21 protein-coding genes are annotated in these 24,700 nt (G+C 34.2%); 6 read left to right on the top strand and 15 right to left on the bottom strand.

Annotated features, from left to right (window positions below; all coding sequences use genetic code 11):
* Positions 1 to 216: 216 nt before the first annotated feature.
* Positions 217 to 732 carry a hypothetical protein gene (locus AC4BB2_RS04190; RefSeq protein ID WP_490474185.1) on the bottom strand — a complete coding sequence of 172 codons (516 nt, stop codon included), beginning with the start codon at positions 730 to 732 and terminating at the stop codon, positions 217 to 219.
* 217 nt (positions 733 to 949) lie between these two features.
* Between AC4BB2_RS04190 and AC4BB2_RS04185 the strand changes: the two genes are divergently transcribed.
* The 4 genes from AC4BB2_RS04185 (at position 950) to AC4BB2_RS04170 (ending at position 4,541) form a co-directional block, all read left to right on the top strand.
* Positions 950 to 1,417, top strand: coding sequence for a TM2 domain-containing protein (locus AC4BB2_RS04185; RefSeq protein ID WP_490474184.1), 468 nt, complete (start codon positions 950 to 952; stop codon positions 1,415 to 1,417).
* 240 nt (positions 1,418 to 1,657) lie between these two features.
* Positions 1,658 to 2,254: an ATP-dependent Clp endopeptidase proteolytic subunit ClpP gene (gene clpP / locus AC4BB2_RS04180; RefSeq protein ID WP_490474183.1), complete on the top strand. Its 597-nt coding sequence runs from the start codon at positions 1,658 to 1,660 to the stop codon at positions 2,252 to 2,254.
* A 92-nt stretch (positions 2,255 to 2,346) separates the two neighbouring features.
* Entirely contained in the window at positions 2,347 to 2,868 is a 522-nt protein-coding gene (locus AC4BB2_RS04175) for a DsbA family protein (protein WP_490474182.1), read from the top strand.
* Positions 2,869 to 3,056: 188 nt separating this feature from the next.
* Positions 3,057 to 4,541, top strand: coding sequence for a glucosyltransferase domain-containing protein (locus tag AC4BB2_RS04170; protein WP_490474181.1), 1,485 nt, complete (start codon positions 3,057 to 3,059; stop codon positions 4,539 to 4,541).
* Between the two features lie 133 nt (positions 4,542 to 4,674).
* Here AC4BB2_RS04170 and whiA read toward each other — a convergent pair whose 3' ends face one another.
* The 8 genes from whiA to AC4BB2_RS04130 form a co-directional block, all read right to left on the bottom strand.
* Entirely contained in the window at positions 4,675 to 5,610 is a 936-nt protein-coding gene (gene whiA, locus AC4BB2_RS04165; RefSeq protein ID WP_490474180.1) for a DNA-binding protein WhiA, read from the bottom strand.
* Between the two features lie 24 nt (positions 5,611 to 5,634).
* Positions 5,635 to 6,627 carry a gluconeogenesis factor YvcK family protein gene (locus tag AC4BB2_RS04160; RefSeq protein ID WP_490474179.1) on the bottom strand — a complete coding sequence of 331 codons (993 nt, stop codon included), beginning with the start codon at positions 6,625 to 6,627 and terminating at the stop codon, positions 5,635 to 5,637.
* Complete coding sequence (gene rapZ / locus AC4BB2_RS04155) at positions 6,624 to 7,508, bottom strand: RNase adapter RapZ (RefSeq protein WP_490474178.1); 885 nt, start codon at positions 7,506 to 7,508, stop codon at positions 6,624 to 6,626. Before rapZ ends, AC4BB2_RS04160 begins: the two co-directional genes overlap by 4 nt.
* Before the next feature lie 302 nt (positions 7,509 to 7,810).
* Positions 7,811 to 8,017, bottom strand: a complete 207-nt coding sequence (locus tag AC4BB2_RS04150) for a hypothetical protein (RefSeq protein ID WP_490474177.1) — start codon at positions 8,015 to 8,017, stop codon at positions 7,811 to 7,813.
* Between the two features lie 439 nt (positions 8,018 to 8,456).
* Entirely contained in the window at positions 8,457 to 11,273 is a 2,817-nt protein-coding gene (gene uvrA / locus AC4BB2_RS04145) for an excinuclease ABC subunit UvrA (RefSeq protein ID WP_490474176.1), read from the bottom strand.
* A 54-nt stretch (positions 11,274 to 11,327) separates the two neighbouring features.
* Positions 11,328 to 13,322: an excinuclease ABC subunit UvrB gene (uvrB, locus tag AC4BB2_RS04140; RefSeq protein ID WP_490474175.1), complete on the bottom strand. Its 1,995-nt coding sequence runs from the start codon at positions 13,320 to 13,322 to the stop codon at positions 11,328 to 11,330.
* A gap of 541 nt (positions 13,323 to 13,863) precedes the next feature.
* Positions 13,864 to 14,421, bottom strand: coding sequence for a YdeI/OmpD-associated family protein (locus AC4BB2_RS04135; protein WP_490474174.1), 558 nt, complete (start codon positions 14,419 to 14,421; stop codon positions 13,864 to 13,866).
* Entirely contained in the window at positions 14,421 to 15,350 is a 930-nt protein-coding gene (locus tag AC4BB2_RS04130; RefSeq protein ID WP_490474173.1) for an alpha/beta fold hydrolase, read from the bottom strand. Before AC4BB2_RS04130 ends, AC4BB2_RS04135 begins: the two co-directional genes overlap by 1 nt.
* 668 nt (positions 15,351 to 16,018) lie before the next feature.
* Between AC4BB2_RS04130 and AC4BB2_RS04125 the strand changes: the two genes are divergently transcribed.
* Both AC4BB2_RS04125 and AC4BB2_RS04120 read left to right on the top strand, forming a co-directional pair.
* The gene (locus AC4BB2_RS04125) at positions 16,019 to 18,172 is read left to right on the top strand and encodes an amino acid ABC transporter substrate-binding protein/permease (RefSeq protein ID WP_490474172.1); all 2,154 of its coding nucleotides are present in this window, start codon (positions 16,019 to 16,021) and stop codon (positions 18,170 to 18,172) included.
* A 1-nt stretch (position 18,173) separates the two neighbouring features.
* Complete coding sequence (locus tag AC4BB2_RS04120; RefSeq protein WP_069633878.1) at positions 18,174 to 18,911, top strand: amino acid ABC transporter ATP-binding protein; 738 nt, start codon at positions 18,174 to 18,176, stop codon at positions 18,909 to 18,911.
* Between the two features lie 63 nt (positions 18,912 to 18,974).
* On the opposite strand, the gene trhO is transcribed toward AC4BB2_RS04120, so the two are convergent.
* The 6 genes from trhO to AC4BB2_RS04090 form a co-directional block, all read right to left on the bottom strand.
* Positions 18,975 to 19,916: an oxygen-dependent tRNA uridine(34) hydroxylase TrhO gene (gene trhO, locus AC4BB2_RS04115; protein ID WP_490474171.1), complete on the bottom strand. Its 942-nt coding sequence runs from the start codon at positions 19,914 to 19,916 to the stop codon at positions 18,975 to 18,977.
* Positions 19,917 to 20,195: 279 nt separating this feature from the next.
* On the bottom strand, positions 20,196 to 20,567 hold the full coding sequence (locus AC4BB2_RS04110) for a VOC family protein (RefSeq protein ID WP_490474170.1): 372 nt from the start codon (positions 20,565 to 20,567) through the stop codon (positions 20,196 to 20,198).
* Between the two features lie 182 nt (positions 20,568 to 20,749).
* A complete protein-coding gene (locus AC4BB2_RS04105) occupies positions 20,750 to 22,141 on the bottom strand; it encodes an L-cystine transporter (protein ID WP_490474169.1) in 1,392 nt (463 codons plus the stop codon).
* 342 nt (positions 22,142 to 22,483) lie between these two features.
* The gene (locus AC4BB2_RS04100) at positions 22,484 to 22,870 is read right to left on the bottom strand and encodes a DUF1149 family protein (RefSeq protein ID WP_490474168.1); all 387 of its coding nucleotides are present in this window, start codon (positions 22,868 to 22,870) and stop codon (positions 22,484 to 22,486) included.
* Between the two features lie 136 nt (positions 22,871 to 23,006).
* Positions 23,007 to 24,350 (bottom strand): PFL family protein, encoded by a 1,344-nt coding sequence (locus AC4BB2_RS04095; RefSeq protein WP_490474167.1) that lies wholly within the window; start codon positions 24,348 to 24,350, stop codon positions 23,007 to 23,009.
* Positions 24,351 to 24,374: 24 nt separating this feature from the next.
* Positions 24,375 to 24,644 carry an ACT domain-containing protein gene (locus AC4BB2_RS04090; protein WP_490474166.1) on the bottom strand — a complete coding sequence of 90 codons (270 nt, stop codon included), beginning with the start codon at positions 24,642 to 24,644 and terminating at the stop codon, positions 24,375 to 24,377.
* Positions 24,645 to 24,700: the final 56 nt, after the last annotated feature.

Raw genomic sequence — 24,700 nt, 5'->3', positions numbered from 1 at the left:
GATTAAAATAGCATGTGATAAATAAAAGCTTTTGTTAACTATATACCTAATAAATGAGAATGTCAATAAAATTTGGCGAAAAGATTCAGAAAATTCTAAATAAATAAGTTTATCTTTTATTACTTAATGTTCATATTGGTGGAATTATAGCTAGTAATTAGAAAAGTCCATAATAAAAAACTACTGATACTCATGAAATAGAATATCAGTAGTTTTTCAGTTTTGTTGGAAATAGTATAAAGGTTTGTGCGTTAGACGTTTCATCTGTCTTTTTTTATCCTCTATAATCGCAAGTAACTCATCAGAAAAATTTTCTAAAATTACTCGTCCGCCTTTATAGGTACTTCCTCCCATTGAAATCACTTCATCTGGTGTTAAGATAACTTTTCTATGAGTGATTTTTTTGAAGAATTCTTCTATTAAGTATGTGGGCAAATAAAAATTATTTTGCGCAGAAAAAGACTCTAAGTAGATAAAATCATCAATACTAATATAACAGTCATCCATAGATACAAAATTCACGGACTTCTCCACATAAATCTCTCTTTTTTGCAAAATTTCATTGATCTTTTTATTTAATAAATTCAAACTTTCTATTTCTTTGACAAAATGCTCTAATTCTCGATAACGTACAGCTTTGCGTTCTTCATAGCTTACACGTAAAGCTACACCAACTGATACAATAACAGCACCAATCAAAACGCCTGTTATACCTGCAATAAAAACAACCATTTGGATTCCCTCACTCTTTTCGTTCTTGTTTTTTTAGTATAACATACTCTTTTACAAGGACAAAAAAATATGATAAAAATTTTTCGACTCTAATAAAAAATATAGCCTTTTGGTTATTATAACTTTCATAAAATGTTAGATGGTAAAGCTTACTCTTCTATTTGATGATATAACATAACGGTAATTATATTGTATCATCAGAAGTGAGGAAGTTTGAATGGGGAAAAAAGTTGTTAAATTAGATTTTGAAGATGTTGTTATTGCCAATGAGGACGGTAGTACAACAAGAGCATTGTACGAATGGTTTAATTTCAAACCAGAGATTGGTGACATTGTAGATGTATTTGAAGATGGCGATGAGTTAATTATCCATAAAGTCGAAAAAACATCAGAAAATCTACAAGATAAAATCAACATCAATATCGTAAATGAAAACAACAATACACAAGCCGTTGGGGGCTATGTGCAACATGGTCAAGTAGTAAACAAATGGATTTATTTTATATTAGCATTTTTCCTGGGCGGAATCGGTGTTCATAAGTTCTACTCTGGTTTTACTGGAAAAGGTATCATGTATCTAGTATTTTGTTGGACAACGATTCCAGGTATTATTGCATTTTTCACATCAATTGCTACTTTACTTAAACCTGCAGATCAAAATGGTAATATTGTGGTAACTTCATAATCATTATGTCAAAGCCTTAAGAATTCTTAGGGCTTTTTTTGTTCAACTCAAGACAAGATCAAGCTAGTTTAAATATAATAAATTTCTCCTACTATAAAAATTCATTTATAAAGATTTTTATCCTCAATTTAGGCATTAAAGTTGACCTTTATTGACCAATAAAGTATACTTTTTTTAAGCATTAAGATATGCTTTGTGATAAAATGATTTGAAGAGTTTTTTATATAGGAGGAATATACTATGAATTTAATACCAACAGTCATTGAACAATCATCTCGTGGAGAAAGAGCCTATGATATTTATTCACGATTATTAAAAGATAGAATTATTATGTTAAGTGGTCCAATCGACGATAATGTGGCTAACTCAGTGATTGCCCAATTGTTATTTTTGGATGCACAAGACTCTGAAAAAGACATCTATATTTATATCAATTCACCAGGTGGAAGTGTTTCTGCAGGATTAGCAATTTTTGACACCATGAATTTTGTTAAAGCGGATGTCCAAACTATCGTACTTGGAATGGCAGCGTCTATGGGAAGTTTCTTATTAACTGCTGGTACAAAAGGCAAACGTTTTGCATTACCAAATGCGGAAATCATGATTCATCAACCCCTTGGTGGTGCTCAAGGTCAAGCAACTGAAATCGAGATTGCAGCAAAACATATTTTAGACACTCGCGATCGTTTGAATAAAATTTTAGCAAAACGCACTGGTCAACCACTTGAAGTCATCGAACGAGACACAGATCGTGACAACTTTATGACAGCTCAACAAGCGAAAGAATATGGTTTGATTGATGAAGTAATGGAAAACAGCAGCTCTTTAAGTAAATAATAGAAAATGCCTAAAATTTTAGGCATTTTTATTTATACTGGAGACAAAAAACGCTACACTTAGGATAGAAGCAATGAAAGGATGGTATTAAAATGGATATTTCAATTATCGATGCTACAAAAGTTACTACTAAAAATGGTCTAATTATTGGGAAAGACACCGCTCCTGTAAAAATGGTTGAATTTATGAATGTTCGGTGCCCATACTGCAAAAAATGGTTTGAAGAATCGTTTGACTTATTGAATACCTATGTCAACGATGGTAAAGTACAACGAATCATCAAACTTTTTGATAAAGAAAAAGAAAGTCTACAACGTGGGAATGTGATGCATCATCATATTGACTATGATTTACCTGAAAAAGGATTGATGAATCTAAAACAAATGTATGAGACTCAAGATCAATGGGGAAATCTTTCTTTAGAAGATGTGGCAGTTTTTGCAGAAGATAATTTACAGTTAGCTAAAAAGGAAGAACCTGCAGTCGTGACATCTGTTATCACAGAAGCTGAAGCAGCAAATATTAAGTTTGTACCAACGATTGTGATTGGTGAGCATATCTTTGATGAGTCTGTAACTAAAGAAGAGTTAATCTCTTATTTAAACGTAAAATAAATAAATGAGATGAGGCTTAATTAGCTTTGTCTCATTTTTTATTTTCATTTAACTTTTTCACATATTACCTAAAATTTTAACTTTCCTTAAAAATAAGATTGTTTTAAATCTGATATGATTAAGTTATAATTGTATTAGATATGATTACTCACCTTAAATCATACAAAAATAAAAAACAGGAGAAAAATATGTTAAACAAATACATGTTATTGACAAAAAAATGGGCAATAGAAAATAGATACTTACTGCTTATGACAATTTTTATTTATCAAATGGCTATTTTATCTATAGGAATAATAAATTTCCCTTATCTTGATGATACTGCCAGACAAATTACTGGAGCTACTGACTTTGCAAGAAGTTATTCCCGTTTGGGCAGTGAAATTGCTTCTTGGTTCGTTCAAGGAAGCAGACACTTAACAGATCTTGGATTAACTACTCATATTATTACAGGACTTATTTTATCTGCGGCTAGTATCATTGTCGTCTATTGTTTAAATAACAAAAAACTAGAGGTATTTCCCCTGATTGTTTCAACAATCATCGGTTTAAATCCTTGGTTTTTACAAAGTGTGAGTTTTAGGTTTGATAGTCCATATATGGCATTAAGTATTTTGTTCTCTGTTATTCCATTTCTTTGGTGGGAAAAAAAATCAAAAACTTTCTTTGTATTATCTATTATAAGTATTTTTTTCATGTGTAATACTTACCAAGCTTCTTCTGGTATTTACATTATTATGGTATTAGCGCTTTCTTTAAACGAAATTCTGTCTAATGAAAAACACCATAAAACATACCAAAAAGTATTTTTATCCGCATTGGCATATATTATTGCTATGGTTATTTATGTTTTCGAAACAAAACTTAATCCTCAATTATCTAGTCGAGGAGAACATGTTGTAATCGCCCATATAAAAGATATTCCTAAAACTATTTTAACTAATAGTCAAATGTACTTGAATCAAATATTAGACCAAAGTACAAAACTTTGGCTAGCTCTTTTTATCATTTTAATGCTTTTATTTGTGATAACTAGTATTCTAAATTCAAAACTACATTTCATCAAAAGCATAAGTTTTGTTGCATTGTATTTAATTTTAGCATCTGTATTAAGCTACGGTGTATTTTTGATTTTTCCTGAAAAATTAGCATTGGTGGCGCCGCGGTATGCTTATGGATTTGGTGTATTTTCTTCAATAACAATTATTTTACTTCTAAATAAATTGAAATTATCATCAAATTGGATACGTTTAACAACAAAAATATTTGTTTGTTTCTTTTGTTATTATATACTTTCTTTTCCTTTTGTTTACGCGTCTACACTTCATTATCAAAAAGAAGCATTTGAAAAACAAAGTCTTATCTTGGCTGGAGATTTAAAAAATTTAATAACACCTGATACAATGGCTATTTATTCTAAATCACTCTTTAAAGACTCTCCTATTCTGATCAATTCAGTGAGGAATTTCCCTATTCTTAAAGAAATAGTTCCATCAAATGCAGAGGTCTATTGGCCAAATCAGTTATGGTTTAAAACCTACACAGGAATGGAGATTACTATTAATCAACTTAATCCTAAAACCTTCAAAAAAAATCCTAGTGAATTGAAATTTACTGATTATTATTATGACATCTACGAGAGAAACAATGATTTATATATTTTTCCAAAATAAAGTAATGGCAAGTCAAGTTAAGGTTCAATTCCTTTTAATTTGACTTGCCATTACTTCATTTTATGAGATACCGAACGTTTAATCCATCATATTCATCAAAATTATTAGATAAACATAATAAATGATTCATAAATCACACACTTTTTTCTCTCAGTTTATCAGCGAACTCATTAATTTTACGAATTCGATGGTTAATTCCTGATTTTGAAATAGCGCCGGAAGGAATCATCTCTCCTAATTCTTTTAAACTAACTTCTGGATATTCCAAACGTAATTCAGCAATTTCTTGTAGTTTATCAGGCAAAGCCGTTAACCCGACAACACTTTCAATGTATTGAATATTTTCGATTTGTTTAGAAGCTGCATCGATTGTTTTATTAAGATTTGCTGTTTCACAGTTGACTAAGCGGTTTACTGAGTTACGCATATCACGAACGATTCGGACATCTTCAAATTTCAACATTGAATTTGTTGCACCAATCAAAGTCAAAAAGTCAGCGATTCGCTCTGCGCCTTTTAAATAAGAAATATAACCATTCCGACGTTCCAATGTTCGTGCATTTAAGTCATAGTAGTTCAACATCTGACAAATATCATCATTATGTTCTTCATAAATCGAAAATATTTCCAAATGATAGCGGCTCGTTTCTGGATTATTGACAGATCCTGAAGCCATAAAAGCCCCTCTTAAGTAGGATCTCATTTTTTGTGCATTACCCATAATTTCATCTGATACATGAGTATTAAACATCATCCCATCCAGAATATCTAAATCAGCAAGAACATTTTTAGTATCTTGTTTTAAACGTACAATATAGACATTATTCTTTTTTAATTTCATTTTTTTTCGAACTAATAATTCTGAACGAACATCATAATGGTCTTTTAAAAGAGAATAAATACGTCTAGCAATCGCTGCATTTTCCGTTTGAACATTTAAAACAAACTGCTGATTTACAATACTTAAGGAACCGTTCATTCGAATCAAGGCGGCTAACTCAGCTTTAGCGTGCTCTCGATGAACTTCTAAGGTTGTCAGCTCTTTTTTTACATCTGCCGCAAAAGACAATCTCCCTTCCTCCTCTCTTATTCTTTAATATTTTGCGCCAAAAACAATACGGAATAGTTCATCCACAACTTTATCTCCATCGTGGAAAACACCGCCATCTCTTAACTTCAAGAAGTCGGTAGATATCACACGACACCCCTCATCTCGTAAGGTTTGGAAGTCATGCTCTACTTGAACTAAATATTCGTCATAAACTTCCGGATCCATATAGCCATCTGGTACTTTTTCAGTATTTACCAAGACGGTATCAACAAATTTACTTTTTAGATGTTCATGTAGTACACAAACATGATCCGCATCAGTGAAATGTTCTGTCTCACCTTTTTGAGTCATGATATTACAGATATAAACAACTTCTCCTTTTGCATGGATGATTGCTTCACCGATTTCATTGATAACCAAGTTTGGTAAAATACTCGTAAACATGCTACCGGGTCCTAAAACAATCATGTCTGCTTCCTCAATTGCTTTAACTACTTTCCTAGCAGCTTTCGGTTGTTCATCATCATATGTGTTAGTCACAAATACGTGATCTATTGTTTTTCGATCAACAGCGATACTAGATTCTCCAACCGCAACTGTGCCATCTTTAAAAATAGCATGAAGTGTTAACGGTCTTTCTGAGGATGGATAAATGTGTCCATCTACATGCATCATTTTTGAAAGTAACTGAATTGCTTCATAAGTACTGTTGCGCATTTCTGACACAGCAGCAATAATCAAATTCCCAATCGCATGATTAGCAAAATATTTATCCGACTTATCAAAACGATATTGAAATATATCTTCATAAAGTTGTGGCATATCTGATAGAGCAACTAGTACATTTCTTAAATCTCCTGGCGGCGTCATATTCATTGAATCACGTATTTCACCACTGCTTCCCCCATCGTCAGCAACCGTTACAACTGCTGTAATATCTGCACTCTGGTTACGTAAGCTTTTTAGAATTACTGGTAAACCAGTTCCTCCACCGACCACCACAATTTTTGGTTTTCTAATACGGTACGTTTTCATGAGCGGTTCACCGTCTCTTTGCGTTTGCCTTTATCACGATGAGTAATGTTGACATGGTAATCTTTAGCAAGCTCTTTACCGACACGTTCTGTCAAAGCAACAGAACGATGTTGTCCACCCGTACAACCAATTGCAATCGTAATACTTGATTTACCTTCTTTTTCATAACCAGGCATTACATGTTTCAATAAATCGATAAAACGAACATAAAAGCTTTCTGTTGCAGGAAAACTCATCACATAATCGTAAACAGGCTGATCTTGTCCTGTCAATGGTCTTAGCTCTGGAATATAGTGTGGATTCGGTAAAAAACGGACATCCATTACTATATCTGCATCTATCGGCAACCCATATTTAAAACCAAAAGAAACTAATTCAACGCGAAACTCATGTGTGTCTCTAGATTTAAATTCATCATTGATTCTCTCGCGTAATTGTCTAGGAGATAAATCAGTCGTATCAATAACAACTTGTGCATCTCCTCTTATTTCCTCAAGAATTGCACGCTCTTTTCTGATTCCCTCTGTAACCAAACCGTCCATTGCTAGTGGGTGAGCGCGACGAGTTTCTTTATAACGAGAAACAAGCTCCTCATCAGTGGCATCTAAAAACATAATCGTCGTGTCAATGAGATTGGTGTTTTCTAGTTCTACTAACATATCCTGAATCTCTCTAAAGAAATTTCTTGATCGTAAATCAATCACTAATGCTATTTTTGTTACTTTTCCAGATTCCTTGATCAATTCCCAAAATTTTGGAATCAAGCTCGGTGGCATATTATCGATACAAAAATAACCCATATCTTCAAAACTTTGAATGGCAACAGTCTTTCCTGCTCCGCTCATTCCAGTAATTATAACTAATTGCAAATTATCAGCCATTTTTAGCGCTCCTTTAGAAACATTTTACTAATTATAGCATCCCGGGCGTATCAAAGGAAGCTTTTCAACCAATTCTTGTCCCTAATTCTTATTTTCTTAGACATTGAGCATTTTATTAACATTTCTGACGTAAAAAAAGAAGACTAAGACAACAATCTTAACCTTCTAAAATATCGAATACAAAAGAAACGCCAATAAATTTCATTAACATATAGCTTTTTACTGACAATTCACAAATACATTTAATATATTAATATTAAGTAAAGTAAATATTCATTAACCATCAAATAAAATTAATAACACTAAGCGTCTTCAATTACATTAAAGTAATCTAAATTCAAAATAGGATCATCACCATTTATGATTGGGCGATCGGCAGGGTGACATTTAACGACTCTGACTTGTAGATCATCTTCTTTTTTAGAGATGGCCTCCCCTACAAAAAACCAAGAAAAATTTGATCCGTGACAAACATACTGGGCGCCAATCTTAACTTCTCTTTTTTCCAAGACAAAATCATCCTTCCATACTGTTCGTATGTATAGAATATCATGATTTTAAAAAAAAAATCATTCAACTTTCGTTCATGTATTTTCTTTTTTTGACTTTTTTTAAATTAGAATAATTAAAAAACATATTATTTAACTATCTTTATTATTTTATTCTCATTTTTGTTTCTAAATTTTTATACCTCAATTTCTATTACTAAATCATCACCCTTTGGATAAAAAAAAGGCAACCATCAAATAACAGAGGCTGCACTTTTCTTTTTTGAACGGATTACTTATAGGAAGAAAGATATATACCAATTAGGTTGAACAATATATCTTTCTGACTGTGATTTTACTTCAATAAATTAAAGAAATCAATAGCTATAAACAATTTCCCCACAAATTTCATCCTTTTTTTAAAAATGAGACTTATACTTCCAAAATATAGTATACCAATTTATAAAACTCGTTTTAAATATTTCCCTGTATAGCTTGCTTTAACTTTTGCTATTTCTTCTGGAGTTCCTGTCGCAACGATTGTTCCGCCTCCATCTCCACCTTCTGGTCCTAAATCAATGACATGATCAGCAGACTTGATTACATCTAAATTATGCTCGATTACAAGTACGGTATTACCTGCTTCAACAAGTCTTTCCAATACAAGTAACAAACGAGCAATATCATCTGTGTGTAAGCCAGTTGTTGGTTCATCAAGAATATAGAAATTTTTACCATTTGAATTTTTATGAAGTTCACTGGCAAGTTTCATACGTTGTGCTTCTCCACCCGATAACGTAGTTGCTGGCTGACCTAGCGTAACATAACCTAATCCAACATCAACTATTGTTTTTAGCTTACGATGAATCTTTGGAATATGTTTGAAGAATTCTACCGCATCCTCCACTGTTAAATCCAAAATATCGGAAATATTCTTGCCTTTATAATGAACTTCCAAGGTTTCTGAATTGTAACGTTTACCATGACAAACTTCACAAGGAACATAGACATCTGGTAAAAAATGCATTTCAATCTTAATAATTCCATCTCCACGACAAGCTTCACAACGTCCACCTTTAACATTAAAACTAAATCGTCCTTTTTTGTACCCGCGAACTTTTGCTTCGTTTGTTTTCGCAAATAGATCACGAACGTCATCAAACACACTTGTATACGTTGCTGGATTACTTCTTGGTGTTCGTCCAATAGGGCTTTGGTCAATATCAATAATCTTTTCGATAGTATCATAACCTGTGATACTTTTATGTTTTCCTGGTTTATTGGAATTACGATTGATTTTTTGTGCTAAAGCTTTTTTCAAAATTTGATTAACTAGTGTACTTTTGCCTGATCCGGAAACACCAGTCACTGCAACAAACTCACCTAAAGGAAATTCAACTGTTACATTTTTTAAATTATTTTCCGTGGCACCTGTCACTTTAACTTTTTTGCCGTTGCCTTTACGACGTTCTTTAGGTACTGGTATAACTTTTTTTCCTGAAAGGTATTGTCCTGTTAATGATTTAGGATTTTTAGCTACCTCATCAGGTGTCCCAGAAGCAACGATTTCTCCACCTAGATGTCCAGCCCCTGGTCCAACATCAATTAAGTAATCAGAAGCTCTCATCGTGTCTTCATCATGTTCAACAACTATTAATGTATTCCCTAAATCACGCATTTTCTTAAGTGATTCAATCAAGCGATCATTATCCCGCTGATGCAATCCAATTGATGGCTCATCTAAAATATATAATACCCCAGATAAGTTTGAACCAATCTGTGTTGCTAAACGAATCCGCTGTGCTTCTCCACCAGATAATGTTCCAGCTGCCCGACTAAGAGTCAAATAATCTAGTCCAACATTTTTCAAAAAGTTTAAACGATCTTCTACTTCTTTTAGGATTGGTTTAGCAATCACTTGTTCTTGTTCAGATAATGTTACTGTTTCAAAAAACTTTACAGCGTTCTTTATTGCCAATTCGCTGACTTGGCCGATATTTGTGTTATCAATTTTAACAGACAATGCTTGTGGATTTAATCGATAACCTTTACATGTTTGACACGTTAATTCAGTCATATATAAACGCATTTGATCACGGGTGAAATCACTATTTGTTTCATGATAACGGCGTTTAATATTCGTCAATACTCCTTCAAAAGGTACTTCGACATCACGAACACCACCGAAATCATTTTCATAATGGAAATGGAAGAGTTCACCATTTGATCCATTTAAAATAATCTCTTGATGTTCTTCCGGCAATTCATTGAAAGGAGTATCCATATCAATATTAAAACTATCAGCTGCTTGTTCGAGCATTTGCGGATAGTATTGGGAACTAATTGGATTCCAAGGAGCAATTGCTCCTTCGCGTAAAGTTTTAGATGGATCCGGAATCACCAAATCACGATCGACTTCTAACTTTATACCTAAACCATCACAACCAGGACATGCTCCAAAAGGTGCATTGAAAGAAAATAATCTTGGCTCTAACTCACCAACAGTAAACCCGCAATATGGACAAGCATAGTGTTCACTAAAGAGCATCTCTTCTCCATCAATCACATCTACTAACGCATACCCATCAGCTAAACGCAATGCAGCTTCAAAAGAATCAAACAAACGAGATCTTATGCCTTCTTTGACAACAATACGATCAATAACGATTGCGATATCATGTTTTTTATTTTTCTCCAATTCAGGTGCTTCACTTACATCATAAGTTTCACCATCTACACGCATACGAACGTATCCTTCACGTTGAATCATCTCAAAGATTTTTTTATGTTGGCCTTTTTTCTTTACGATCACAGGTGCTAGTACTTGAATTTTAGTCTTTTCAGAAAGTTCTAGTACTTTATCCACCATTTGTTCAACAGATTGACTAGTAATTTCAGTCCCGTCATTAGGACAAATTGGATGCCCAACACGAGCAAATAATAACCTTAGGTAATCATTGATTTCCGTCACTGTCCCAACTGTTGATCGTGGATTTTTACTAGTCGTTTTTTGATCGATTGAAATCGCTGGACTCAAACCATCGATGCTATCCACATCTGGCTTATCCATCTGACCTAAAAATTGTCTTGCATACGCAGACAGACTTTCTACATAACGGCGCTGACCTTCGGCATATAATGTATCAAAGGCCAATGAACTTTTTCCTGAACCAGATAAACCAGTAACTACGACCATTTTGTCACGAGGAATCGTAACATCTATATTTTTTAAATTATGTGCGCGTGCGCCATGAATGACGATTTTATCATTTGCCATTGCTTCTCTCCTTTTGCTTGTTGTCATTGAGACGAAGTGTCATATCTCTTACTTCTAATCTCCAGCTTTCAATTCCAAAATCGTATCTCTTAAGGTTGCTGCAGTTTCAAAATCTAATGCTTTAGCAGCTTCTCTCATTTCTTGTTCTAATTTCATTAATAAATCAGCTTTTTCCTGACGAGTTAGTTCATGATAAGATTTATCGATTTTGAATGGTTCACCTTTTTCATTCGTCTTAGTAATAGAAATCAACTCACGGATTTCTTTGATGATTGTTTTAGGTGTAATGCCATGTTCTTCATTATATTTTTCTTGAATCGAGCGACGGCGCGCAGTTTCATCAATTGCCTTTTGCATGGAATCCGTCATTTTATCTGCATACATAATGACTCTTCCGTCTGAGTTACGAGCGGCACGTCCGATTGTTTGGATTAATGAACGCTCACTTCTCAAGAAGCCTTCTTTATCTGCATCCAAAATCGCAATCAATGATACTTCTGGTACATCCAAACCTTCACGAAGTAAGTTGATCCCAATTAATACATCAAATTCACCTAAACGTAAATCACGAATGATTTCAGTTCGTTCTAATGTCTTGATATCACTATGAAGATACTTCACTTTGATTCCAAGCTCTTTAAGGTAGTCTGTTAAATCTTCAGACATTTTCTTCGTTAGCGTTGTAATAAATACACGTTGATCCTTTTCCACCCGCTCATGGATTTCACCAACTAGATCGTCGATTTGTCCCATAATTGGTCGAACTTCAATCAATGGATCTAATAATCCCGTTGGTCGAATGATTTGTGGAATAACAGTGTCCGTTTGTTCATATTCATAGGGGCCAGGGGTTGCTGAAACATAAACAACTTGATGAACATGCTTTTCAAATTCTTCTAAACGTAATGGTCGGTTATCCAGTGCACTCGGTAAACGGAAACCGTAATCCACCAACATTTGTTTTCTAGCTCGATCACCATTATACATCCCTCGAACTTGAGGCATCGTAACATGGGATTCATCGATTACTAATAGAAAATCATCTGGAAAGAAGTCAATCAATGTATATGGAGGTTCACCTTCTGAGCGACCATCCATATGACGAGAATAATTTTCAATTCCTGACGTATAACCCATTTCCCTCATCATTTCAATATCATAATTTGTTCGCTGTTCTAAACGCTGAGCTTCTAATAATTTATTCTCATTACGAAGAACTTTTAAACGACCTTCCAATTCTTCTTGAATTTGCGAAATCGCCTGTTCCATATGGTCTTCATTTGTCACAAAGTGAGTCGCCGGGAAAATAGCCACATGTTCTGTCTCACCAATGATTTCACCTGTTAAAGCATCCACTTCTCTGATTCGTTCAATTTCATCTCCAAAAAATTCAACTCTTAAGGCATGTTCATCCCTTGATGCCGGGAAGATTTCTACCACGTCACCACGTACACGGAAACGGCCTCGTTGAAAGTCAATGTCGTTTCGTTCAAATTGAATATTCACCAGACTTGTCAATAACTGATTACGATCCATCTCCATTCCTACACGAATAGAAACGACTTGTTCACTATATTCTTTAGGATCACCTAATCCAAATATACATGATACAGAAGCAACAACTATAACATCATTTCGTTCTAATAATGAACTTGTTGCTGAATGTCGTAATTTATCGATTTCATCATTAATACTGGCATCTTTTTCTATATATGTATCACTAGAGGGTACATAGGCTTCAGGTTGATAATAGTCATAGTAACTAACAAAATACTCGACCGCATTATTTGGAAAGAATTCTTTAAATTCTCCATAAAGCTGTCCAGCTAAAGTCTTATTATGGGCAATGACCAATGTTGGTTTGTTCACTTCTGTTATCACATTGGAAATTGTAAATGTTTTCCCAGTTCCTGTAGCACCAAGCAAAATTTGCGCTTTTTCTCCACCTTCGACACCTTCAACTAACTTTTTGATTGCTTCTGGCTGATCTCCATCTGGCTTGTATTTTGATACTAAGTCAAATGTATTGGAGGTCTCTCTTTCTATCATCCAACATCCTCCTCTTAGTCTATTTGATTGTTGATTTGGCAAAATAATTATTATTTTGTTTTAATCATTTGATCTATTTAATAGGAAACTTCTTCTATCAAATATAGAAAAAGTATCTAAAAATATTTTACCATACCGAACATATTTTCGCTAGTTCTACAGTGGATAGCAATTTATGCACAAAAAAATAAATGTATGGATAAAAAAATATAAGAAAAATCCTTACTCTATAAAAAACTCATTAGAGAAACTAAGTGTTGCTATTTCTCATCTAGAATTAGAACAGCTTCTCTTAAACAAGCAGCGAATAAGCAAGTATAGATAGAATAAGTCGAAGATTATATCAATTAATACAACAAAGATACGCCTCAAAGAAAACTAAAAGACATGCTCTCAAAAGAATTTTAGGGTCCATGCCTCTTAAGCTTTTATTTAATGTCTATTCATTTAACAACGTTTATTTCTTTTTTTGATTGATGTAACGAACGACATAATCTCTTATTTACGACCGTCTCAGCGGAAATAAAGCAAAGTGAACAAACTAGAATCTTAACATCTTTCCCTCTTCCCATGAATCAATTAATCGATTCAGTCTTCTTAGTCTGGTCTCTTCTTTTTTTGCACTCATTACCCACCAAATAGAATCTCTTTTGTAAGAAGGCGAAAGTTGATTGAAAAATTCCCAAGCACTTGGATTTTTTCTGATTTTATCCTCATATTCTTTCATTAGAATAACGTTTCTATGGGCTGATGAATACCCTACTTGATCATTTCTTTGATTGAAAACAGCCAATCCTTCCGGTCTCATTTGATTGAGTTCTATCAGTTTATATACCTTTTGCACATTAATTCTACTCCAGAGACTATTAGACTTACGTGGAGTAAAGCGAATTTTATAGCTAGCTTCATCAACTGTTTTTCGTATCCCATCAATCCAACCAAATGACAGCGCACAATCTACTGATTCAGACCAAGTAAGACTTGCTTTATTGGTCTTTTTCTTAAAAAAAACTACCCAAATTTCACTAGTTGTTTGATGATGAATAGCCAACCAATCAATAAATTCTGTTTGATTACTAAAAAATAGGACTTCACTCATTATTCCAACCATTCCAAAATCATTTGATTAAGCTCAGCAGGTCTTTCTTCTTGGATCCAATGGCCAGTGTTTAAACTCTTAATGTCTATGTTAGGTACAAAGTCTTTTATGTTTGGAAGTGGCGGGATACTATCTTTCTCCCCATAAACCATCAATGTTGGCTGATGAAGAATAGGAGAGACATCAGCTAATAAATGCCAATTACGATTTAGGTTTCTGTACCAATTGATGCTTGGAGTGAAACCTGTTTTATTGAAACCTGAGATATAAACAGAAAGATCCTCATCACTCATAACAGCTTCACCTAAAGGCTTGGTTGCTTTGGCGAGATTAATCATTTCCATTCCCTCACTAAGACCTTGTGATGGCACATTCTTTCGATATAAGTTATGGAGAAATTGTGACACATTTTCGTCTAATATTGCATCTGCAACACCTGGTTGTTTGTTAAAATGAACAAAATAGTACTCATCTCCAAACACTTCTTCCATAAAATCAAGCCAAGGTTTCTCACCTCGAATTTGGTAAGGCAAACATAAGTTAATCATTTTACAAACACGTTCTGGATGCAGTAAAGCCATGCTCCAAACAACACTTGCCCCCCAATCATGGCCTATAAAAATAGCATCTTTGTATTCATAGTGATCCAATAAAGCTACAAGATCACCTGTTAAATGTTCAATATCATATGTTGTGACTTCTTTTGGACAGGAAGATTCCCCGTAACCTCGTTGATTAGGAATAATAACGTGATAGCCTGCTTTTACAAGAGGAGTCACTTGATATCTCCAAGAATAGGCATGTTCTGGCCATCCGTGACAGAGAACGATAGGTCGTCTTCCATTTTTTTGTCCTGCTTCAAAAACCTCTAGCTCCACACCGTTAACTGAAATAAGTGTTGATGTTGGGAATTCATAATTGTTTGTCATTTAATATCCTCCTAATTTTTAAAAGCTAAGCAGGATTGCTTCATTCTGACAGATAAACAGGGAAATCTTAGGATAACTTTTTGTCACAACCGGATTTCAACTTTTTCAAAAAGGCCTTCAATCATCGGAGCTTTAGCTCCTAGGAATTGATGAGATCGTATCAGAGTGTAGCGCTAACCTGCGCAGCTAGATAATTAAAATAAAAATGTCTTACAAGAACAATATTATCATGGAGGTTTGACAACAGTCTGTCAGCTTTAAGAAACTCACTTAACGGTCTTTTTCAGTCATCAATCTGATTTTGGAAGCTATTGTTTGGCGTATTTCTTCTGGAGCTAAGATCTCTATATGTTCTCCAAAAATAAATATGAAGGAGATTATCTTAACTCATACTGTTCTTAGAAAAAAATTTTACGGAAATGTTGCACTAGATTTGACAATTCTAGTAGAATAGCTTGCATATACGCAATTTCTATTAATTTACACTTTATTACAGAAATAAAATTAATTATGATGAGCTTTAATCATATTCCACCTTCAAAATGTGATGTTTTCTTACATAGAATGTTAGGAAATGATTTTTTTTTAATTTTATCCTATTGAATGACTTGTGCTTTTGCCTTTTTTTACTATATAATTATCCAATATGCAAATATAGGAGGTATTTTATGAAAAGGAAACACTTTTTACTTTCATTCATTGTAATGATGGCAAGTCTACTAACATTTACACTTGGACAGTCTGTTCAGGCTGAGGAAAAAACATATAATATAGGAACAGATTTGACTTTTGCTCCCTTTGAATTTCAAGACTCTAAAGGAGAATATATTGGGATAGATATTGATTTACTAAATGCTATCGCGAAAGATCAAGGCTTTAAAGTAAATCAAAAACCATTAGGCTTTGATAGTGCTATCCAAGCCGTTCAATCAAATCAAGTAGATGGTATGATCGCTGGTATGAGTATTACAGATGAACGGAAAAAATCATTTGACTTCTCTGATCCATACTTTGATAGTGGTCTGCAAATGGCTGTCAAAAAAGGTAACGATACAATCAAAAACTATGAAGATTTAAAAGGAAAAACCGTAGCAGCTAAAGTTGGCACAGAAAGTGCAACTTTCTTAGAAAAAAATCAAGACAAATATGGTTATACAATCAAAAATTTTGACGATGCTACAGGTCTTTATCAAGCACTTGAAAATGGTGAGGCCGATGCTATTTTTGATGATTACCCTGTTTTAGGTTATGCCATAACAAATGGGCAAAAACTACAATTAGTTGGTAAAAAAGAAACTGGCAGTTCATATGGTTTTGCTGTTAAAAAAGGACAAAATAAAGAATTACTTGAAAAATTCAATGCTGGCTTGAAAGAGTTGAAAAGCTCTGGTAAATATGATGAGATTGTAAATAAATATATTTCTACTGGAACTGAACCTGACAATGATAGCAAAATGAAAAAAGTTCAACCTAAAAAAGATACTTATGTGATTGCTAGTGATTCTACTTTTGCGCCATTTGAATTTCAAAATGCAGATGGTAAATATGAAGGAATCGATGTTGATTTAGTTAAACGAATCGCTGAATTGCAAGATTTTAATATCGAATTCAAGTTTATTGGTTTCAGTTCAGCTGTTCAAGCTGTAGAATCTGGTCAAGCTGATGCCATGATCGCGGGAATGACGATTACAGATGAACGTGAAAAATCATTTGACTTTTCTACGCCTTATTTCAACAGCGGCATTCAAATCGCTGTCAAAAAAGGAAATGATTCAATCAAATCATATGATGACTTAAAAGGCAAAAAAGTTGGCGCTAAAATCGGAACAGAAAGTGCTGATTTCCTTGAAGCAAACAAAAGTAAATATGATTACTCAATCAAGTATTTAGATACAACTGACGCTCTATACAGCGCTCTTGAAATCGGTGAGATTGATGCAATGATGGACGATTATCCTGTAATCGGTTATGGCGTTGCTCAAAAACAACCTTTAACAACACCTATCCCTCGTGAAGAAGGTGGAAAATACGGTTTCGCTGTTAAAAAAGGTAAAAACCCAGAGTTGATTGAAATGTTCAATGAAGGTTTAACTGAATTAAAACGAACAGGCGAGTATGATGAAATCATCGGAAAATATGTAAAAGATGGTGCTTCAGAAAATAAAGTTGATGAATCAACATTTGTTGGCATGATCCAAAACAACTGGAAACGTCTACTAAGTGGTTTATGGATGACTATTCAACTAACATTGATTTCATTTATTTTAGCTTTAATCGTTGGTGTAATTTTCGGATTATTCAGCGCTTCTCCAACAAGAGCGTTACGTGTGATTTCTACGATTTATGTTGACATCATTCGCGGTATTCCTTTGATGGTTTTAGCCTTCTTTATTTACTTCGGCTTACCTGGTATTTTGGGATTCAATATTCCAGTTTTCCTTGCCGGAATCATTACACTAACATTAAACGCTAGTGCTTATATCTCTGAGATTGTTCGAGGAGGAATCAATGCCGTACCTGTCGGTCAAATGGAAGCATCACGAAGTTTAGGTCTTTCTTATAACCGTACAATGCAAAAAATTATCTTACCACAAGCAATTAAAATCATGATTCCATCTTTCGTCAATCAATTTGTTATCTCTCTAAAAGATACAACGATTCTTTCAGCAATCGGTTTAATTGAGCTATTACAAACAGGAAAAATCATCGTTGCTAGAAACTTGCAAAGTACAATGGTTTACTTTGTAATTGCAATGATGTATCTAATCTTAATTACAGCATTGACGAAATTAGCTAAAGTTTTAGAAAAGAAGGTGAAATAACATGGCTGAAAAAATTCTAGTAGAACATTTAGTAAAAAAATACGGTGATAATACTGTCCTTAATGATATCAATGTATCGATTCAAGAAGGCGATGTTGTTTGCGTAATCGGCCCTTCTGGTTCTGGGAAAAGTACTTTTCTTCGTTGTTTAAACCAATTAGAAGAAGCAACTAGCGGAGATATCATAATTGATGGTGCCAATTTAACGGATAAAAATACAAATATTAACAAAGTTCGTCAGCATATCGGAATGGTTTTCCAACATTTTAATCTGTTCCCGCATCTGTCAATCTTGGAAAATATTACCTTGGCTCCAACCGATTTAGGACGACTCTCAAAAAAAGAAGCAGAAGAAAAAGCGATTCAGCTTTTAGATACAGTTGGTTTAGCAGATAAAAAAGATAGCTATCCTGAATCATTATCTGGCGGACAAAAACAACGTGTAGCCATCGCTCGTGCTTTGGCAATGAATCCAGACATCATGTTGTTTGATGAACCAACTTCAGCACTTGATCCCGAAATGGTGGGAGATGTGCTGAATGTTATGAAAAAATTAGCCAAGCAAGGAATGACCATGGTGATTGTTACTCATGAAATGGGCTTTGCTAAAGAAGTAGCAAACCGTGTGATGTTTATCGATGGTGGTAATTTCTTGGAAGATGGCTCACCACAACAAATCTTTGAAAATCCTCAAAATGAACGGACAAAAGATTTCTTAGATAAAGTTTTAAATATTTAAACAATAAAAAACAGTACTAAACACATCGATGTTTAGTACTGTTTTTTGATTTAATTTGAATATTTAGTTAGCAATAGCTTCAAGTCTTACTTTTACATCTTGCTCTGATAATTCATGTTTCACAACATAGCGGTTAGCTGGATGATGACGACATTCGTCTGAGCAGCTGCCAAGATATTTTGCTTCGTTTTCTTCTGATGCTAAAATTTGTTTATTACAGAATGGGTTGGCACAGTTGATGTAGCGTTCACAAGGTGTTCCGTCAAACCAATCTTTTCCGATAACCTTTTTATCTACATGATTGATTTCAACACTAATTCGCTCGTCAAACACATACATTTTACCATCCCACAGCTCGCCTCTTGTCTCTGGATCTTTTCCATAAACAGCGATACCACCGTGAAGTTGAGAAACATCTTCAAAGCCTTCTTTTAATAACCAGCCTGAAAACTTCTCACAACGAATACCACCAGTACAGTATGTGACAACTTTTTTATCCATAAACTGTTCTTTGTTGTCTCTAATCCACTGTGGCAATTCTCTAAAATTACGAATTTCTGGACGAACTGCTCCTCTAAAATGTCCTAAGTCATATTCATAATCGTTTCTCGCATCAATCACAACTGTATTTTCGTCAAGTAATGCTTCTTTAAATTCAGCAGGTTCTAAATATTTTCCTGTTATTTCTAATGGATTAACATCTTCTTCTAAACTTAAAGATACTAGTTCTTTTCTAGGACGGACAAACATTTTATGGAATGCATTTTCTGGCACTTCATCGATTTTGAAATAGGTATCTTTAAAGCGTTCATCCGCTAGCATTGCTTCCATGTAGGCATCAGTATCAGCTATCGTACCTGAAAGTGTGCCATTAATTCCTTCTGTAGCAACTAAAATTCTACCTTTTAAATTCAGTGATTTACAAAAAGCTAAATGTTCCTTTGCAAATTGTTCTGGGTTTTCAATTGTCGTATATTTATAATAAAGTAATACGCGGTAATCCATTTTATCTTTCTCCTTTTTCTTCAGAAATTGCTAAACTATTCCCTTAATAGTCCTACATTTCTCATTTTCTATTCATACGTATTGATTATATAAAAAAATAAATAGGAAAAGCGAGCTATTTGCTTGTGTAATAATACACATAAATGAAACACCAATAGAGCTATCTCACAAAGTTAAATCAATGAAAATCAAGACAACGTCGATTAGAGTTCTTAAATCCATAAAAAAGAACTATTCAAGCTTTATAAACACTTGAACAGTTCATCAAATTTGACTGCTTTATTGCCCTGATACTGCAAAATAATTCTCATCATTATCAGCAAAGTTGAAAACTAATCCAGTCGGTAATTGAACTAATTCTCCTACTCGCACGCCAGCATCTTTCATTTTTTTATATAATTCCATCACATCGTCAGCAAAAAACATCAATGATGGTGTATTCCCAGCAACCTCTGGGGAATGTTTTTGAATAAATTCTAAATCGTATAAAACAATGCTTGTATCTGCATTTTCACTTGGTGCAATTTCTACAACAAGCGTGCCATCTACTGCATCTCTTTCTTTTTCTACAAAACCAATTTTTTGCCAAAATTTGCTTGATTCCTCTACATTTGTTACGTATAACATTATTTTGATTTGATTAGTAAACATATTTTCTCTCCTCTATTCATAGTATTACTTATTTTCTATTCTATACTTTCTATCATAACTTATGATATAGGTTATGAAAATAATTATGCTTTTAGCATTGTATAAAAAAAAGAGACAAGATTGTCGAACGATCTTGTCTCTTTTTCTGTTAATTCTCTTGGGGAAGAAAAGTGGGTAAATCCCTAAGCATTTTCTTCAATAACTAAATTACTATCATTCAAAACATCTCGATCTAATTCATTGATTCTTGAACTAGTAACAATACCAGCTACCATACTATCACTAACGTTAACAGCTGTTCTAGCCATATCAATCAATGGTTCCACTGAGATAACTAGCCCTACAATCGCTACTGGTAAATTCATAGAACCTAAAACTATTAATGAAGCAAATGTTGCTCCACCACCGACACCAGCAACACCAAATGAACTGATCGTTACGATTGCTACTAACATTAAAATGAATTCTAAACTAAAGACGTTGATACCCACAGTTGGAGCAACAATTGTTGCTAACATAGCTGGGTAAACTCCGGCACAGCCGTTTTGACCAATCGATAGGCCAAAGCTTGCCGCAAAGTTTGCTGTTGCATCGTCAACACCTAAAGCTTTTGTTTGTGTTTCAATATTTAAAGGCAATGCTCCTGCACTTGATCTTGAGGTGAAAGCAAAACTTAATACTGGGAATGATTTTTTCAAATAATTCACAGGATTTACTTTAACTGTGACTAAGATCAATAGATGAACAAGCATCACAATAATCAACGCAGTATATGAAGCTAAAACAAATTTTCCTAAGTTTAGAATCGCATCAAAATCACTTGTCGCTACAACGTTTGTCATCAGTGCTAAAACCCCATAAGGTGTTAAGCGTAAGACCAATGTTACAATACGCATTGTGATTTTATAAAGGCTATCAATCAAGTTAGCAAAAAACTCTGCCTCTTTCGGTGCTTTTCGTTTCACACCTAAGTATGCTACACCAACGAAGGCTGCAAAAATCACGACACCAATTGTACTTGTTGGACGAGTGCCAGCAAAATCTGCAAAGACATTTTTAGGAATAAAGGCTAAAATTTGTTGAGGAATCGATAGATTTTCAACGGTTTCCTGTCTCGTTGCAAGTTCTGCAATTCGTGCCGTTTCTGCCGTTCCTTGTGTAAATTGTGCACCTTGTAGTCCAAATAATAATGTTGTTCCAATTCCAATCAATGCAGCAACAGCTGTTGTGCCCAATAACGTTGCCAGTACATTAAAACTGATTTTGCCTAATTGTTTGGATTCTTTCATCTTAGTAAATGCTCCTACGATAGAAACAAAAACCAAGGGGATTACGAGCATTTGTAAAAACGCTACATATCCATTACCTACAATACCGATCCATTCCATTGCTTGCGTTGTGACTTTATCTTGGGTACCGAATGCGAATTGAATAATTCCACCTAATACAATACCGACACCTAATGCTGCAAAAACACGGGTTGAAAATTTATAGTGTTTTGCCTGCATACGATAAAAAACGTATAATACTGCAAGAAAAGCAAGGACCACTAAAACAGTGATGAGTGTTGTCATTTTTTTCCCTCCTAAATTTAAAAGCTGAACGAGCTCGTCCAGCACCGGCTGAAAAATAGGAAAATATGACTGAGGTGTTTTTCCCTCATTCATACTTTATCTTTTTTCCGAGGTGCTAGCTCGTGAAGCTAGATAATACAAATGACAAGTCCATCAAAGGAAGTAAAGGTTCCCGGGGATCATTCTTCAATAATCCGCCCTAAAAATGAATCAATTCATTTTCAGTGATAAATTCATTGTAACTGATTTGAGAGGAAGAAGGGTATTATTTTGTTTCTATAATGATAGAAAAAAGAGTTTGTGATAGTCAAAAACTATCGCAAACTCTTTAATTTACCTCTGTTAGGCTTCTGATGATTGGAAATTCAATTGAATACCAGGTTTGTCTAATGCAATTTCAGTGACTTCATAAGCCATACGTTGAACAATACTAAACAACGGGCTAACTAATTCATCCACTTCTTCTTGGCTGATATCTTCTTGGTTTTCAATTTTGTGATTGATTACATGGTTGATTTGGCTAACTGAACCTGATAAGATGTACTCTTCAAAAACTAGACGAAACTCTAAACGAGCTGCAATGATTGAATTTTCTTTAGGATAGTTTTCATCTGTTGATTCAATTGGCGAAAAACCTACTCTAAGATCCGTTTCTACCTCTTCCATGTCTTGTGTACGCATATCATAATGAAAAGCCTCTACAACTTCTTGTTGACGTTTGATTTCCACGATTGTATTCTCCTTTTTCTTTTAAGTCCGATAGTCACTATCTTCAATGAACTAAACTTGTAAAATAATAGTTATCATTCGTATATATTATAACATACTTCTTTTTCTCACAAATACTAAGAAAATATTTTTTAATCTAATTTTTAAACGAATGGATTGGTGCTGGAATTCGTCCACCGCGTAAGATGAAATCTGTTGAGGCATATTCATTCACTTTCATAACTGGCGCTCTTCCCAATAACCCACCAAATTCTACCATATCACCAACTTTTGTACCTTTAGCTGGTATGATGCGTACAGCGGTAGTTTTATGATTAATCACACCAATCGCCGCCTCATCTGCAATCATTGCGGCAATAGTTTCAGCTGATGTTTCTCCTGGTATAGCAACCATGTCTAAACCAACTGAGCAAATAGCAGTCATTGCTTCTAATTTTTCTAGATTCAATGCACCATTATTAACGGCATCAATCATTCCAGCATCTTCTGAAACCGGAATAAATGCACCAGATAGACCGCCAACATGATTACAAGCCATTACGCCACCTTTTTTTACCGCATCATTCAATAATGCTAAAGCAGCTGTAGTACCGTGTGTCCCTACACTTTCTAGACCCATTTCTTCTAAAATATACGCAACACTATCCCCTACAGCTGGAGTTGGAGCTAAAGATAAATCAACAATTCCAAAAGGAACATTCAAACGTTCTGAAGCAATTTTTCCAACTAATTGACCCATACGAGTGATCTTAAATGCCGTTTGCTTCACTACTTCTGAAACAACATCAAAAGGTTCGCCTTTAACTTTTTCCAATGCTCTTTTCACTACACCTGGACCGCTGACACCTACATTAATCACGCAATCTGCCTCACCAACACCATGAAAAGCTCCAGCCATAAATGGATTATCTTCTACTGCATTAGCAAAAACAACTAGTTTCGCACAACCCATATCTGACTTTTCAGCCGTTTCTTTGATTATATGACCCATGTGACGAACAGCATCCATATTGATTCCAGCTTTGGTTGAACCAACATTCACTGACGAACAGACAAAATCCGTTTCGGCTAAAGCTTGGGGAATCGAATTAATCAAAATATCATCCCCATGATGATATCCTTTCTCAACTAAAGCACTGAATCCGCCAATAAAATTTACGCCAACTGCTTGAGCGGCTTGATCCAACACTTTAGCATATTTCACATAGTCTTTATCTGAACTAGCTGCGGCGACAATGCCAATTGGTGTCACTGAAATTCGTTTATTAATGATTGGAATTCCATACTCAGATTCAATATCTTCACCAACTTTAACTAAATTTTTAGCTAAGCGAGTAATTTTTTCATAGATTTTTTGACAAGCTCTATTACTATCGCTATCAATACAATCTAATAAGGAAATCCCCATCGTAATTGTCCTAATATCTAAATTCTCTTCTTCAATCATACGAATTGTTTCTAAAATTTGATTTGTTTCCAAGCTGATTCCTCCTTGAAGGGATTATTATAGTTTATGCATAGCATTAAAGATTTCTTCATTTTGAATGCTGATGCTCACACCTAGTTTTTCACTTAAAGTATTTAGTTGTGAACGAATTACTTCAAAATCATTTTTTTCTTTTGAAATTTCTAATACCATCATCATTGTAAAATAGCTGTCCATAATTGTTTGAGAAACATCAAGGATATTCATATCTAGCTCGGTTAATTTTTGACTAACTCCTGCAATAATCCCCACTTTATCTTTTCCTATAACTGTTAGTACTGCACGCATATACTTTCCTCCTAATTTAAAAGTTAAACAATCTTGACAAGCCTAAATAGTTTTTT

The organism is Enterococcus sp. AAFC-DPL-5146 (genome assembly GCF_058216635.1).
The sequence above is the reverse complement of the archived record's forward strand: the minus strand, read 5'-3'. Positions and strand labels throughout refer to the sequence as shown.